The organism is Bradyrhizobium sp. USDA 4506, from assembly GCF_054058795.1.
In genome coordinates, this window is sequence record NZ_JBSSBM010000002.1 from 1,804,108 (window position 1) to 1,818,514 (window position 14,407).

A 14,407-nucleotide genomic window follows, 5' to 3' on the forward strand; every position below is an offset into this window, starting at 1 on the left:
GCCTAGCTGCGCGGCATCACCGTAATCTTCGCGCAATCCCGGCGGCCCATCAGCACGCAATCCTGGGTCTTGCGCAAATCGGCGATGCTCATGGCAAGCCAGATGCCGATCGCGGTGAGCGCCACCGTGAAGGCGAAGGCGGCGATGTTGGCGAGCATGCGCTGGCGGAAATCGTCCGGCTCCTCGCGCGGCTTCTCATAGCGAGAGAGATCGCTGGCAACGGAAGCCGGGCGCGTCGTTCGGTGCGGCTCCTCGCGCTTGCCGGGCGGCTGCGCCGAGGTACGCGGCCGGAATTTGAGCACCACGTGCTCGGCATCCGAGGAGATTGGCCGCTGCGTCTTCACTGTTGTCAGTCCGGTCGCGTCGCCGATTATGTTTAGCATGTTCGCTGCACTTCACACCTAAAATCTTGGTGCGCGCAGAGGTGGTATTCATGCGTCGATCACCTCCAGGAACTGGCTTGCCGTCGAGGCGGCTGCTGCGGCGCGCGGGATGCTCGGCGATGACCATGTCGACATATTCGTTCGACCTTCGCGCATGCACAGTTTGCGCTGCAACGCCGTCACGGAGGTTGAGGCTGCGCGCCCGGGCATTGACAGCCCGGGAGCATCGACAGCCGAGGGCGGACCATCCGGCCATCGGCCCCCACCGCTTCGTGAAGCCATTCCGGCACACCGGACTCTTTCACCCGCCTGCGGGCTCATGACATAGTGGAACCCGTTCCGGAGTGCCGGTCAAAAGGGAGCATAAATCATGGCCCACACGCGCGAGCCTTACGTCAAACCGGTCCCGATCCTGTCGCTGCGGCCGACCCAGATGACGGTCGGCATGCAGGAGGTGACGGAGAAGCGGAAGCGCTGGCGCGAGCACAAGTCGGACAAGAAGCGCGCCGAACTGCTGGGCAAGCACATGATCCCGGTCGTCCATGGTCCCGACGATCGCTACTACGTGGTCGATCACCATCACATGGCGCGGGCGCTGCACGACGAGGGCGTCAAGGACATCCTGGTCACGGTGATCGGCGATCTCACGATGGTCGAGCGTGACGTGTTCTGGGGCGTGATGGACAACAAGCGCTGGGTCTATCCCTACGATTCCAAGGGCGAGCGCCGCCACTTCAAGGACATTCCGAAATCGATCAAGGACCTCAGGGACGATCCGTTCCGCAGCCTCGCCGGCGAGATGCGCCGGGCGGGCGGTTTTGCCAAGGACACGACGCCGTTCAGCGAATTCCTGTGGGCCGATTTCCTGCGCCGCCACATCCCGCGCAAGACGGTGGAGAACAATTTCGCCAAGGCGCTGGAGAAGGGACTGGCGCTCGGCCGCAGCAAGGACGCGGTCTATTTGCCCGGCTGGTGCGGGCCGGCATCTGACGACTGATCTGCCGCGACCGCCGGCCCGTGCTGATCCTCCCTGCCGCCGAGCGCGTGGTGCAGCCACCGCTCGGTCCGCTTGCCGAAGGTCAACAGCAGGAAGGCTAGCGCGACGGCGGTGACGACGATCGGCCAATGTCCGGCGCCGCAGACGATGCCGACGCAAGCGGCGAAGAAAGCGCATGCGGCGCTGGTCAGGCCGCGGACCTGGAAGCGGTCGCCCTGCCGCACGATCACGCCGGCGCCGAGGAATCCGATGCCGGTCAGCACGCCCTGGATCACGCGGCTCACCGCGTCGGTGAACTTGCCGGGCTCGACGGCCTGCAATGCCAGCAGCACGACCATGGCTGTCGAGAGGCTGACGAGACCCAGCGTCTTCAGGCCGATCGGCTTGCCGCGCAGGTCACGGTCGAGCCCGATCGCGCAACCGGCAAGGGTGGCCGCGCCGAGACGCAGGACGATCTCGCTCCAGTCCGCCAAGGCGTCCTCTATTTCGGCTGCCGGCCGAGCATGTAGAACTCGCTGTTCGGCCGCATGCCGGTGACGTTGGCGAGCCGGTTCGACAGCGCGAAGAATGCCGCAACCGCGGCGATGTCCCAGACGTCGTCGTCGCTGAAGCCGTGGGCGGCAAGCGCGGCGAAGTCCGCCTCCGAGACTTCCTCGGCGGCGCGGCTCACCTTCATGGCGAAGTCGAGCATCGCGCGCTGCCGCGGCGTGATGTCGGCCTTGCGGTAGTTGACCGCGATCTGGTCGGCGATTTCCGGATTCTTGGCGCGGATGCGCAGGATCGCGCCGTGGGCGATCACACAATACTGGCACTGGTTGGCGGCGCTGGTCGCCACCACGATCATCTCGCGCTCGGCCTTCGAGAGGCCGGAGTCCTTCTCCATCAGCGCGTCGTGATAGGCGAAGAAGGCGCGAAACTCGTCGGGGCGATAGGCCAACGTGAGGAAGACGTTCGGCACGAAGCCGGATTTCTCCTGCACCGCCAGGATGCGGGCGCGGATGTCCTCGGGGAGCTTGTCGAGAGCGGGCGTCGGGAAGCGTTTTGCGGTCGGCTGCGTCATGAGATGGTTCCGGCGTGCCGCCTGGATGCGGCGTCACGCGAGACCATAGTGGATGACGCCTTGGGCGCAAGGCGCATCGGCGCCTTGGCGGAATTCGGCTAACGCAGCGGCTTCTTCAGCAGCGAGAAGCGGTCCGGATCGAGGCCGAGCGAGGGCTGCAGCATCGGCGCCTCGGCCGGCGCCATGCTGCGCGCCGGCGCGGGAGAGTTGAAGTTGGCGTCGCCGCTCGGGCTGTCGCGATGCGAGGTGGCGCCGCGCCAGCGCTCCAGCACGGCGCTGACGAAATGCATGTCATGCCCGGCGGTGACCGACGGTACCGTGGCGATGGTGGCCTCGCCGCGCGGCAGCTGGTGCGGCGGCACCTCCTTGAAGCGCAGCCGGGTCGGCAGCGCCACGCCTTCGCCGAACGCCAGCACCTCGCGGGTGCCGAGCGAGGGCACGAAGGACAGCAGGTTGGCGGCGGCGTCCGAGACCGCGGAACGCAGCAGCGCCTGGTCGCGGTCGTTGGCGAGGCGCATCGTGAACAGCGTGTTGCACTGGGAGATGATGGTCGCGTCGAGCTCGGCCGGACGCTGGGTGATCAGGCCGAGATAGACGCCGTATTTGCGGCCTTCCTTGGCAATGCGCGACACCGCCTTGCGGGTCGGCCCGAAGCCGATATTGCGGTCGGCGGAGGCGTAGCGGTGCGCTTCCTCGCAAACGAACAGCATCGGCGAGACGCCGTCGCTCCACAGCCCGAAATCGAACGCCATGCGGCACAATACGGACACCACGGAATCGACGACTTCGGCGGGGAAGCCGGCGAGCTGCATGATCGTCATCGGCTTGCCGTTGGCGGGCAGGCGGAACAGATGGCTGATCACCTCGGCCATGGTATCGCCGCCGACATTGGCATTGTCGAACATGAAGGCGTAGCGCGGATCGTTGCGCACCGCGTCGATGCGCGAGATCAGCTTGTGATAGATGATGCGCGAGGAGCGGTTCTCCAGCTTGCCCATGCGCTCGTCGATCAGCGAGATCAGGTCGACCAGACGATAGGGCACCGGCGTATCGACGGTGTAGCCGACCTGCTTGGGGTCAATGCGCTTCAGCCCGAGACCGACCCGGTCGGAGTTCTGGTACTGGGTGTAGATGCCCTTCGCCATCGGGATCACTTCGGCGAGAATGTCGAGCTCCTCGGGCACGCCGGGCCGGCCGCCGAACAGCACGTCGACGATCTCTTCGAAGTTGAACAGCCAGAACGGCAGCTTCAGGTTCCGCGGGTTGAGCACCTGAGCGCGCTCGCCGAAGCAGCGGCCGTATTCGTTGTGCACGTCGAGCAGGAAGATGCGCAGGTTCGGCCGCGACTTCAGGATCTCGTTGAGCAGCAGCGACACGCCGGTCGACTTGCCGACGCCGGTCGAGCCGAGCACCGCGAAGTGCTTGGAGAGCATCTCCTCGACGTCGACATAGGCGATGACAGAACGATCCTGCTGCAGCGTGCCGACATTGATCTGGTCCGAGCCGCTCGGCGCATAGACCGTGCGCAGCTCCTGGTTCGTGATCAGATCGGTGCTGTCGCCGATGGTCGGATAGTGGGTGACACCGCGCTGGAATTTCGGGCGGTCGCCGCCCAGGATCTCGCCCAGCAGGTCGACCGAGGCGGTCGCCATGTATTCGTCGGACGCCGGCAGGTTCTCGCACGTCACTTCGGTGATCATGGCGACGATGACCGAGCTCGCGCAGCGGATACTGACGAACCGGCCGACGGTCGCTCGCATCTCTGAAAGTTGCATCTGGCCGCCCGCCAGCAGCCCAACCCGGGCCTGCGAGCCGCGCACAGAGATCACACGTCCGAAGGGTGTCACAGTTCCAGCCTGGCTCGTTCTCAAAATCTAAATGTCCGGACCAATATGCCCGCCCGGGATTGGAAAAACCGTTAAATCGCCGGGGTTCCGCATCGGCTAAATCTACACCTTCCCGGTGACGATTTGTTTCTGTCGTACCGGGAGATTATGCGCTGTCGCGCGCATCGGCGGTGGAATCGTCGCTTTCCGGCACAGCCGCGTTTGTTTCCCGGTTTTTCCGTTAAGGCGGGATTCACCATCTCTGAGGAGTGCATCGGCAGCTCCGTAGGTTTACGGGGCAATGGGCGCGATTTGTCATACGCTGTCGCCCGGTATCGCGTAACCGATTGCTAACTGCGAGTTGTAACGACCTTTCCATTTGTGCTGCGTAACGATGCCGCGCCCTGGGAGAGATCAGCGTGCGCATCGAACACCGCAATTCATCGTCAGGAAATGCCGATGCTGGCTCGACCAAGGGGCTGGCGTTCTGTGCCGGCCTGTTGGTCGGCAGCCTGCTCGGAAGCGCGACCGCGCAATGGAGTGAGCGCGAAGGCCTGCTGATGGCGGCATTCGCGATCATGGCCGTGATCGTCTTCCTGTTGCTCAAGCGGCACGAAATCTCCGACGAGCGGCTCGCCACCGAACGTCGCAATCTCATGACCGCCGTGAACAACATTCCGCAGGGCCTCGTGCTCTACGATGCATCGGCGCGCATCATCATCTGCAACCGCCCCTACATCGAGATGTTCGGGCTTTCGCCCGACGTCGCCAAGCCCGGCTGCACGATGCACCGGCTGATTGCGCATAGACAGGAGACGGGCTCGTTCGACGGCGATGTCGACGACTTCTGCGACGCCATCATCGGCAACGTGAAGCTTGGCCGCGCCACGCGTCAGCTGACGCAGGCGCCGGGCGGGCGCGCGATCGAGATCGTCAACAAGCCGCTGCCGGAAGGCGGCTGGGTGGCGACCATCCAGGATGTCACCGAGCGTGCGCGCACCGAGAACAAGATCGCCCACATGGCGCACTATGATGCGCTGACCGACCTGCCGAACCGCGTGCTGTTCCGCGAACGCCTGGAGCGGGCGCTGAAGGCGATCCGGCCGGATCAGCAGCTCGCGGTCATGTATATCGACATCGACGAGTTCAAGGCCGTCAACGACGCGCTCGGCCATCAGATCGGCGACGAATTGCTCAGGGCGATCGCCGACCGCCTGCGCGGCTGCGTTGGGGACACCGACGTCGCGGCGCGGCTCGGCGGCGACGAGTTTGCCGTGATCCAGACCGCCGTCCGCGATCAGACCGAGACCATGCAGCTCCTCGCTGCGATCTATCAGGCGATCCGCCGGCCGATCGACTGCAGCGGGCATCTGATCACCACCGATGCCAGCATCGGCATCGCCGTTGCGCCCGCCGACGGCCTCGACATCGATCAATTGCTGCGCAATGCCGACCTCGCGCTCTACGGAGCCAAGAGCGACGGCCGCCGCACCTACCGGTTCTTCGAGACCGGCATGGATGCACGCGCCAAGGCGCGGCGCAGCCTCGAGCTCGAGCTGCGCCAGGCGATCGCCGACGGCAGCTTCGAGCTGCACTATCAGCCGCTGCTCCATCTCGAGGAGGGCCAGGTCAGTTGCTGCGAGGCGCTGGTGCGCTGGCGTCATCCCGAACGCGGCACCATCTCGCCGGCGGATTTCATCCCGATCGCCGAGGACACCGGCCTGATCAACGATCTCGGTCACTGGGTGCTCAACACCGCGTGCCGCGAGGCGATGAACTGGCCGGAGCATGTTCATGTCGCGGTCAACGTGTCTCCGATCCAGTTCAAGAGCCAGACGCTGGCACTCAACGTCGCCGCCGCGCTCGCCGCGACAGGTCTGGCACCTTCGCGGCTCGAGCTCGAGATCACCGAGGCGGTGCTGATCCGCGACGACGAGGCTGCGCTCGATATCCTGCATCAGCTGCGCGAACTCGGCGTCCGTATCGCGCTCGACGATTTCGGCACCGGCTATTCCTCGCTGAGCTATCTGCAGCGCTTCCCCTTCGACAAGATCAAGATCGATCGCGCCTTCATCAAGGATCTCGCCGGGACCGGCGCGTCGTCCACGATCGTCCAGGCCGTCGTCAACATCGCCGCTGCCAGCGACATGACCACGACCGCGGAGGGCGTCGAGACCGAGCAGCAGCGCAACCTGCTGCGCATCCTCGGCTGCACCGAGATGCAGGGCTATCTGTTCAGCCGGCCGGTGTCATCGGCTGAAATCCGCAAGCTCCTGTCGTCGGATCACGAGAAGGCTGTCTCGGTCGCCTGACGCCTGCCTTGACCGCTTTCACGAGGTGATTCCGGCCACGGAATGCCCTGCGAGCGCAATTGCCGTCGCCAGTAATTTGTTGACGGGACCTAATCATTTGTACACTAGTACAAATCGGCGCGCCGCTCACCTGTCCAACCGCAAGTCGTCGATCCGGCGTCGTCGCGGAGGGAGACCGTCCATGCAGCCGGAACCGATCTTCGATCTCGCGCATCTCGGGCACATGGAGCTTTTGACGCCGAAGCCGGACGAGAGCCTGAAATTCTTTGTCGACGTCATGGGCATGACCGTCAGCGGCCGCAAGGGCGAGTCGGTCTATCTGCGCGGCTGGGACGATTACGAGCGCTATTCGCTGAAGCTGACGGCGTCGAAGACTTCGGGGATGGAGCACATGGCGCTGCGGGCGCGCAGCCCGCAGGCGCTCGAACGCCGCGTTGCCGCGCTGAAGGGCTCGGGCTTCGATATCGGCTGGATCGACGGTGACATGGGGCAGGGGCCGGCATTCCGCTGCCGCGATCCCGACGGCCATGTCATCGAGCTCTATTACGAGACCGAGTGGTACGAGGCGCCGGCCGAGCTGAAGCCCGCGCTGAAAAACCAGGCGCAGCGCTTTCCGGCGCGCGGCGTCAATGTGCGGCGGCTCGACCATCTCAATTGCCTCGCGGTCGATATCAAGGCCAACCGTCTGTTCTTCGAAGACTACCTCGGCTGCCGCACCACCGAGCAGATCGTACTCAACGACGGCACGGAAGCCGCGATGTGGATGACGATGTCGAACAAGAGCTACGACTTCGCCTATACGCGCGACCATTACGGCAAGCGCGGCCGGTTTCACCATGTTACCTACGCGCTCGACAGCCGCGAGGAGATCCTGCGTGCTGCGGATATTTTTCTCGAGCACGGGGTGCATATCGAGACCGGGCCGCACAAGCACGCGATCCAGCAGACTTTCTTCCTCTATGTCTATGAACCCGGCGGCAACCGCGTCGAGGTCGCCAACGCCGGCGCACGCCTGATCCTCGCGCCGGACTGGAAGCCGATCGTGTGGACCGAGGAAGAGCGCAGGAAGGGACAGGCGTGGGGGTTGAAGACGATCGAGTCGTTTCACACCCACGGCACCCCGCCCGTGATCGACTAGACGCGAGACCGCCGCACGAAAAGCCGCCCGAGCGCGTCGATACGCCGCCGCGAACACCCGCGCTCGCTGACGACAACACCGACGCGCAACCGATATGATCCGGTTCGCGGCGGCGGACGCTGCGCCGCGCGAAATTTGAACCGGTGAGAGCGGGCACAATGGCTGGCAAGACGCGAAAGACGTCGGCGAAGGGGGCGAAAAAGAGCGCCGCGAAGCGTGGCTCTGCAAAGCCGCGTCTGCTCGCGGGCGGCAATCCGCAGATCGCAAAAGGCTATGGCGATGCTCCGGTGCAAGCCTATATCGCCGCGATGCCCGGGTGGAAGCGCGACGTCGGGCGCAAGCTTGACGCGCTCATCGTGCGTGCCGTCCCCGGCGTGCACAAGGCGGTGAAGTGGAACTCGCCGCTCTACGGCATGGAAGGCGACGGCTGGTTCCTCGGCATCCATGTCTTCACGCGCTACGTCAAGGTGGCTTTCTTTCGCGGTGCGTCGCTGCATCCGGTGCCGCCGGGCGAGTCCAAGCAGCAGCACACGCGCTATCTCGACATTCACGAGAACGACGAGCTCGACGAAGCCCAGTTCACCGCGTGGGTGAAGCAAGCCAGTCAATTGCCCGGCGAACGGATGTGAGTGGCAACGCAGGTCAGGACCGGTAAGCAGCGGCCACGACGCGCTGTCGATGCAGCTCTGCGCGATAGAGCATTGCCTCGCCTCAGCCCTTTGGTGTTAGGCTGCACCAAAGCCCGATGAATCGCCATCGCGCTTTGGATTGTTGTCCTGGCATGATCTTTTCGGAAAACCGCTTCGCACTTTTCCGGATCATGCTCTGGTAACGTCAGAGGAAAACGTCGATGAGCGAACACACGACGGACAAGCGCGTGCGAGAGGCGTCTCGCAGGCGATTCCTTCAGGCCGGCGCAGCACTGGCCGGTGGCTCCGCCATATCGGGAGTTGCCGGTTCTACCGCGCTTGCCGAACAGGGGAATAATCTTCCGCCCAATGTGCCGGAATGGATGAAAGCGCCCGGCGACCCGATGGGAAGCCAGCCCTATGGCACGCCGTCGGTTCACGAGAAGGCTGTCGTCAAGAACATCTCGAAGACGCTGCCGCAATACATCTCCGCTTCGGGCCGCACGCCGCTGCAGGAGCTCGACGGCATCATCACGCCGAACGGTTTGTTCTACGAACGCCACCATGGCGGCGTGCCGACCATCGACCCGGCCGAGCACCGGCTGGTGCTGCATGGCATGGTCGATCGCCCGCTGGTGTTCACGATGGAGGACATCCGCCGCTTTCCGTCGCAGTCGCGCATCCACTTCCTCGAGTGCTCCGGCAATCCGGTCTACACCAAGCCGTACGGCAAGACGGCCTCCGACCTCGTCGGCCTGCTGAGCTGTGCGGAATGGACCGGCGTGCCGCTCAAGACGGTGCTGGACGAGGCGGGCCTGCAGGCGGGTGCCAAATGGATCGTGGCCGAAGGCGCCGACGCGGCGGCGTTGACGCGCTCGATCCCGATCGAGAAATGCCTCGACGACGCCATGCTGGTCTACAGCCAGAATGGCGAGCGGCTGCGCCCGCAGCAGGGCTATCCGCTGCGCCTGTTGCTGCCCGGCTTCGAGGGCAACATGAACGTGAAGTGGCTGCGCCGGCTCAAGGTCGTCGCCGAGCCGGCCTATTCGCGCGAGGAGACCTCGAAATACACCGACCCGATGCCCGACGGCACGTCGCGCGAATTCACCTTCTATATGGAAGCCAAGTCGATCATCACGCGGCCGTCCGGCGGGCAGAAGCTGACCGCGCAGGGCTTTCACGAGATTACCGGCATCGCCTGGAGCGGTCACGGCAAGGTCAAGAGCGTCGAGGTCTCGCTCGACGAGGGCAAGAGCTGGCAGCAGGCCGAATTGCAGGAGCCGGTGTTGACGCGCGCGCTCACGCGTTTCCGCTTGCCCTGGCATTGGGACGGCAAACCCGCCGTGATCCAGAGCCGCGCCGTCGACGAGACCGGATACGTCCAGCCGACGCTGGCGGAATTGGTCAAGGTGCGCGGTCTCAACTCGTTCTACCACAACAACGCGATCTGGCCCTGGCGCATCGATGCGAATGGTGAGGTGACCAATGGCCAGGCGTAAGCTCAAGGCGGCGTTCCTCGTGAGTGCGATCGCGATGCTCGCGACTGCCGGGCAGGCCGAGGATCGCTTTGGCATCGGGCGTGCGGCAACGCCTGTCGAGATCGGCGGCTGGAACATCGATATCGGCCGTGACGGCTCCAACCTGCCGCCGGGCAACGGCAGCGTCGAGCGCGGCCGCACGGTGTTCAGCGAGCAATGCGCGGCGTGCCACGGCGACAACGGGCAGGGCGGCGTCGGCGACCGCCTGGTCGGCGGACAGGGCACGCTGGCGAGTCTCAAGCCGATCCGCACCGTCGGCAGCTATTGGCCCTATGCGCCGACGCTGTTCGACTACATCCGCCGCGCGATGCCGCAGAACGCGCCGCAGTCGCTGAGCAATGAGGACGTCTACGCGGTTTCCGCCTACATCCTCAGCCTGAACGGCATCGTGCCGGCCAATGCGGTGCTCGACGCCAAGTCGCTCGCCGCCGTCAAGATGCCGAACCGCGACGGCTTCGTCTCCGATCCGCGGCCGGACGTGCACAACCACTGAGCGGCAGGCACGGCCGGCTGGCTCGCAGCATCGTGACGTCGTGGCCCCTGTGCCTGGAGGATTGCCGTCCCTATCTCCGTTTGGGGGCGGCTCGGCCGTCATCCGGCACACGTTTATTGATCGATAGGAGAGGCCGCATGACCAGGTCATGGGCAGTCGCAGCCGCTGTGCTGCTCGTGGGAATGACGTTTACGCCGGTCGCGGCCCAGATGTCGGAGCCGGCATATTTCGACGCGCAAAATCCCGGGCGCAGCGCGATCAACGGCGGCGCCCTGACGCCATGGGGCGAGGCCCAGGAGGCCGCGCAGCGCGGCAGCAATCCGGCGAACGCCTACGGCGCCATGTCCGCGGCGGAGCCATCTTCCGCCTGCGCGCGTTACCGTTCATTCGATCCGGCGTCCGGTACCTTCCTTGGCCGCGACGGCCGCCGCCATCCCTGCCGATAAGGCCCTGTACCGCGCTTGGCGGTGGATAAGGGCGCCGGCATTCGCCCGGCGCCCGAACGACTGGACGTTAGGCGCGTTATAGTCCGCCGATCGTGTCGGGTCCCGCCGGACCCGAGCGGCGGAGGACACCCGGCGTGACAGATGCTCTGGCCGGTTTCTGGGACCGAAAGTCGACCTCGGACCTGTTGCGGGAGGCGGCGCGGGCCGATGGCGACGCGGAGACGCCGATCTTCAGGCGGTCGCTGTCGGCGTTGCAACTGGTCACGCTCGGTATCGGCGGCATCATCGGCGCCGGCATCTTCGTGCTGACGGGCCACGCGGCCGCCGCCAATGCCGGTCCCGCGGTCACGCTCTCCTTCATGATTGGTGCGGTGGCCTGCGCCTTCGCCGGCCTGTGCTACGCCGAGATGTCGTCGACGGTGCCGATCTGCGGCAGCGCCTACACCTATGCCTATGCCACGCTCGGCGAACTGATCGCCTGGATCATCGGCTGGGATCTGATCCTCGAATACGCGGTCGGCGCGATCGCGGTCTCGGTCGGGTGGTCCGGCTATTTCGTCAGTCTGATGCGCGATTTTGGCATCGACCTGCCGCCGCAATTCACCTCGGCGCCGCTCGCCTACGACGTCAACACCGGCGCGTGGTCGTCGACCGGTGCGGTCATCAACATCCCGTCGATGGCGATCATCGCCTTCGTGACCACGCTGCTGGTGGTCGGCATTCGCGAGTCCGCGCGCTTCACCAGCTTCGTCGTCGTGGTCAAGCTCGTCGTGATCGCGCTGTTTCTCGCCACCGCGGCTTCCTCGGTGACGCTGGCGAACTGGGTGACGGCGAGCAACCCGGAGGGCGCGCTGATCCCGCCGAATGCCGGTCCTGGCGTGTTCGGCTGGTCCGGCGTGGTCCGCGGCGCGGCGGTGGTGTTCTTCGCCTATATCGGCTTCGACGCGATCTCGACCGCGGCGCAGGAAGCGAAGACGCCGGAGCGCGACATGCCGATCGGCATTCTCGGCTCGCTCGTGATCTGCGCCGCGCTCTATGTCGCGGTCGGATTCGTGCTGACCGGCATCGTGCCCTATGACCGGCTCAGCGTGCCCGATCCGATCGCGGTCGGCATCGATGCGATCGGTATCGGCTGGCTCGGTCCGTTCATCAAGCTCGGCATCCTGTTCGGATTGACATCGGTGATCCTCATCATGCTGCTGGCGCAACCGCGGATCTTTCGCGCCATGGCGCATGACGGATTGCTGCCGGGCTTTGCCGCTAAGATCCATCCGCGCTTCCAGACCCCCTATGTCTCGACCATCTTCGCCGGCACCGTGGCCGCTCTTCTCGGTGGGCTGTTGCCGATCGGGCTGGTCGGCGAACTGGTCTCGATCGGCACGCTGTTCGCGTTCACGGTGGTCTCGATCGGCACGCTGGTGCTGCGCGTGCGCGATCCGGAATTGCCGCGTCCGTTCAAGGCGCCGGCGATCTGGCTGGTGGCCCCCGCCGCCGCTGCAACCTCGCTGTTCCTGATGTTCGGCCTGCCGCTCGACACTTGGATCAGGCTCGCGGTGTGGCTAATGATCGGGCTTGTGATCTATGCGGCCTATGGCAGACGGCACAGCCGGCTGCGGGCAGGCGGCGGGGACCGCGCGGGCCTATAGTGCGCGCGCGTGCGGCCTGCTAGATGTACGCGTTGAGATAGCACCGCAAGCCGCGACAGGCCGGCATTCCCCGGGGAGACTTCCATGCAAAATCCAACGGCAGGCGCGCGATGGATGGTCGCCGCGCTCGTCTCGATCAGCATCGCGTCGGCTGCGCCCGGTCGCGCAGCCTCGGTTGCGCCGGCCGCTGCCGAGAACGGCATGGTGGTCTCCGCGCAGCATCTCGCGACCCAGGTCGGCGTCGAGGTGTTGAAGCGGGGCGGCAATGCGGTCGATGCGGCGGTCGCCGTTGGTTACGCGCTTGCGGTGGCCTATCCCGCCGCCGGCAATCTCGGTGGCGGCGGGTTCATGACCATCCAGTTCGCCGATGGCCGCAAGACCTTCCTGGATTTCCGCGAGACCGCGCCGAAAGGCGCCACAGCCGACATGTATCTCGACAAGGACGGCAACGTTATCCCCGGCCTTTCGACCAAGGGGCATCTCGCTGTCGGCGTACCGGGCTCGGTGGCCGGGATGGAGTATGCGCGCGAGAAATACGGCACAATGAAGCGCGCTGACGTCATCGCGCCGGCGCTGCAACTGGCGGAGGATGGTTTTGTGCTCGACCAGGGCGACGTCAGCATGCTGCAGACCTCGACCAAGGACTTTCAGGACGATCCGGCCTCGGCCGCGATCTTCCTCAACAACGGCAAGCCGTTCCAGGTCGGCGAACGGCTGACGCAGCATGAGCTCGCCGAGACGCTGCGCGAGATCAGCAAGCGCGGCAGTGATGGCTTCTACAAGGGCTGGGTTGGTGCTGCGATCGTCGCCGCGAGCCAGGCCGGCAAGGGACTGCTGACGCAGGAGGATCTGGGCAACTACAGGGTTCGCGAGCTGGCGCCGGTCGAATGTGACTATCGCGGTTACCACGTGGTCTCGGCGCCGCCGCCCAGTTCGGGCGGTGTGGTGATCTGCGAGATGCTCAACATCCTCGAGGGCTATCCGCTGAAGGAGCTCGGCTACCACTCGGCGCAAGCGGTGCACTACCAGATCGAGGCGATGCGCCACGCTTACGTCGATCGCAACAGCTATCTCGGCGATCCGGACTTCGTGAAAAATCCGCTCGAGCGCCTGCTCGACAAGACCTACGCCGCGAAGATCCGTGCCGCGATCGACCCGGCCAAGGCCGGTGTGTCCAGGGACATCAAGCCCGGCGTTCCGCCGCATGAGGGCAGCAACACCACGCACTATTCGATTGCCGACAAGGACGGCAACGCGGTGTCGGTCACCTACACGCTGAACGACTGGTTCGGTGCCAAGGTGACGGCGGCCAGGACCGGCGTGCTGCTGAACGACGAGATGGACGACTTCACCGCCAAGGTCGGCGTGCCGAACCTGTATGGGCTGGTGCAGGGGGAGGCCAACGCGATCGTCCCCGGCAAGCGTCCGCTGTCCTCGATGAGCCCGACCATCGTCTCCAAGGACGGCAAGCCGGTCATCGTGATGGGCACCCCGGGCGGCAGCCGCATCATCACCGCCGTGCTGCTGACGATGATCAACGCCATCGACTACGGCATGAACGCGCAGGAGGCCGTGGACATGCCGCGCTTCCACCAGCAGTGGCTCCCCGAGGCGACCAACCTCGAGGACTACACGCTGTCGCCGGATACGCGGAAGATCCTGGAGGGCATGGGCCACAAATTCGGCCCGCCGCATCCGGCCAACCACCTCGCGGTGATTATCATCGGCGCGCCGTCGCTGGGCGGCAAGCCGGTCGGCAGCAACCGCTTCTATGGCGCGAACGACCCGCGCCGCAATTCGGGGCTCGCCGCGGGCTATTGATGGTGACGGCTAGCTAGCGACAATCCGTAGCCCGGATGAGCGAAGCGACATCCGGGTCTTGTTGAGCTCCCGCATGTCGCTCCGCTCGTGCGGGCTGCCGCTCCAATTGATCCGTGCT

Annotated in this window: 12 protein-coding genes and 1 pseudogene; 9 read left to right on the forward strand and 4 right to left on the reverse strand. The window is 65.3% G+C overall.

The window, feature by feature from the left end:
* Positions 1-2: 2 nt before the first annotated feature.
* Complete coding sequence (locus ACVIHF_RS10635; protein ID WP_253610036.1) at positions 3-344, reverse strand: hypothetical protein; 342 nt, start codon at positions 342-344, stop codon at positions 3-5.
* A 409-nt stretch (positions 345-753) separates the two neighbouring features.
* Here ACVIHF_RS10635 and ACVIHF_RS10640 point away from each other — a divergent pair, with 409 nt between their 5' ends.
* Positions 754-1,380 (forward strand): ParB-like protein, encoded by a 627-nt coding sequence (locus ACVIHF_RS10640; RefSeq protein ID WP_057019711.1) that lies wholly within the window; start codon positions 754-756, stop codon positions 1,378-1,380.
* Here the strand turns inward: ACVIHF_RS10640 and ACVIHF_RS10645 are convergent.
* The 3 genes from ACVIHF_RS10645 to ACVIHF_RS10655 form a co-directional block, all read right to left on the reverse strand.
* A complete protein-coding gene (locus tag ACVIHF_RS10645; protein WP_092085555.1) occupies positions 1,341-1,853 on the reverse strand; it encodes an MgtC/SapB family protein in 513 nt (170 codons plus the stop codon). The genes ACVIHF_RS10640 and ACVIHF_RS10645 overlap by 40 nt on opposite strands.
* 8 nt (positions 1,854-1,861) lie before the next feature.
* Positions 1,862-2,440: a peroxidase-related enzyme gene (locus ACVIHF_RS10650; RefSeq protein ID WP_038384070.1), complete on the reverse strand. Its 579-nt coding sequence runs from the start codon at positions 2,438-2,440 to the stop codon at positions 1,862-1,864.
* Positions 2,441-2,538: 98 nt separating this feature from the next.
* Complete coding sequence (locus ACVIHF_RS10655; RefSeq protein ID WP_092085551.1) at positions 2,539-4,287, reverse strand: ATP-binding protein; 1,749 nt, start codon at positions 4,285-4,287, stop codon at positions 2,539-2,541.
* 500 nt (positions 4,288-4,787) lie between these two features.
* Here ACVIHF_RS10655 and ACVIHF_RS10660 point away from each other — a divergent pair.
* The 8 genes and pseudogenes from ACVIHF_RS10660 to ggt form a co-directional block, all read left to right on the forward strand.
* A pseudogene (locus tag ACVIHF_RS10660) lies at positions 4,788-6,578 on the forward strand (putative bifunctional diguanylate cyclase/phosphodiesterase); the annotation flags it as partial.
* Between the two features lie 181 nt (positions 6,579-6,759).
* Positions 6,760-7,716, forward strand: coding sequence for a catechol 2,3-dioxygenase (locus ACVIHF_RS10665; protein WP_456792024.1), 957 nt, complete (start codon positions 6,760-6,762; stop codon positions 7,714-7,716).
* Between the two features lie 158 nt (positions 7,717-7,874).
* Positions 7,875-8,345, forward strand: a complete 471-nt coding sequence (locus ACVIHF_RS10670; RefSeq protein ID WP_141340570.1) for a DUF1801 domain-containing protein — start codon at positions 7,875-7,877, stop codon at positions 8,343-8,345.
* Positions 8,346-8,566: 221 nt separating this feature from the next.
* Entirely contained in the window at positions 8,567-9,844 is a 1,278-nt protein-coding gene (gene soxC / locus ACVIHF_RS10675) for a sulfite dehydrogenase (protein WP_253609150.1), read from the forward strand.
* A 34-nt stretch (positions 9,845-9,878) separates the two neighbouring features.
* Complete coding sequence (locus ACVIHF_RS10680) at positions 9,879-10,376, forward strand: c-type cytochrome (RefSeq protein ID WP_253610035.1); 498 nt, start codon at positions 9,879-9,881, stop codon at positions 10,374-10,376.
* A gap of 137 nt (positions 10,377-10,513) precedes the next feature.
* On the forward strand, positions 10,514-10,822 hold the full coding sequence (locus tag ACVIHF_RS10685; RefSeq protein WP_253609149.1) for a BA14K family protein: 309 nt from the start codon (positions 10,514-10,516) through the stop codon (positions 10,820-10,822).
* A gap of 146 nt (positions 10,823-10,968) precedes the next feature.
* On the forward strand, positions 10,969-12,468 hold the full coding sequence (locus ACVIHF_RS10690; protein ID WP_456781924.1) for an amino acid permease: 1,500 nt from the start codon (positions 10,969-10,971) through the stop codon (positions 12,466-12,468).
* Positions 12,469-12,552: 84 nt separating this feature from the next.
* Entirely contained in the window at positions 12,553-14,289 is a 1,737-nt protein-coding gene (ggt, locus tag ACVIHF_RS10695) for a gamma-glutamyltransferase (protein ID WP_456792025.1), read from the forward strand.
* The last annotated feature ends 118 nt before the right edge of the window (positions 14,290-14,407 follow it).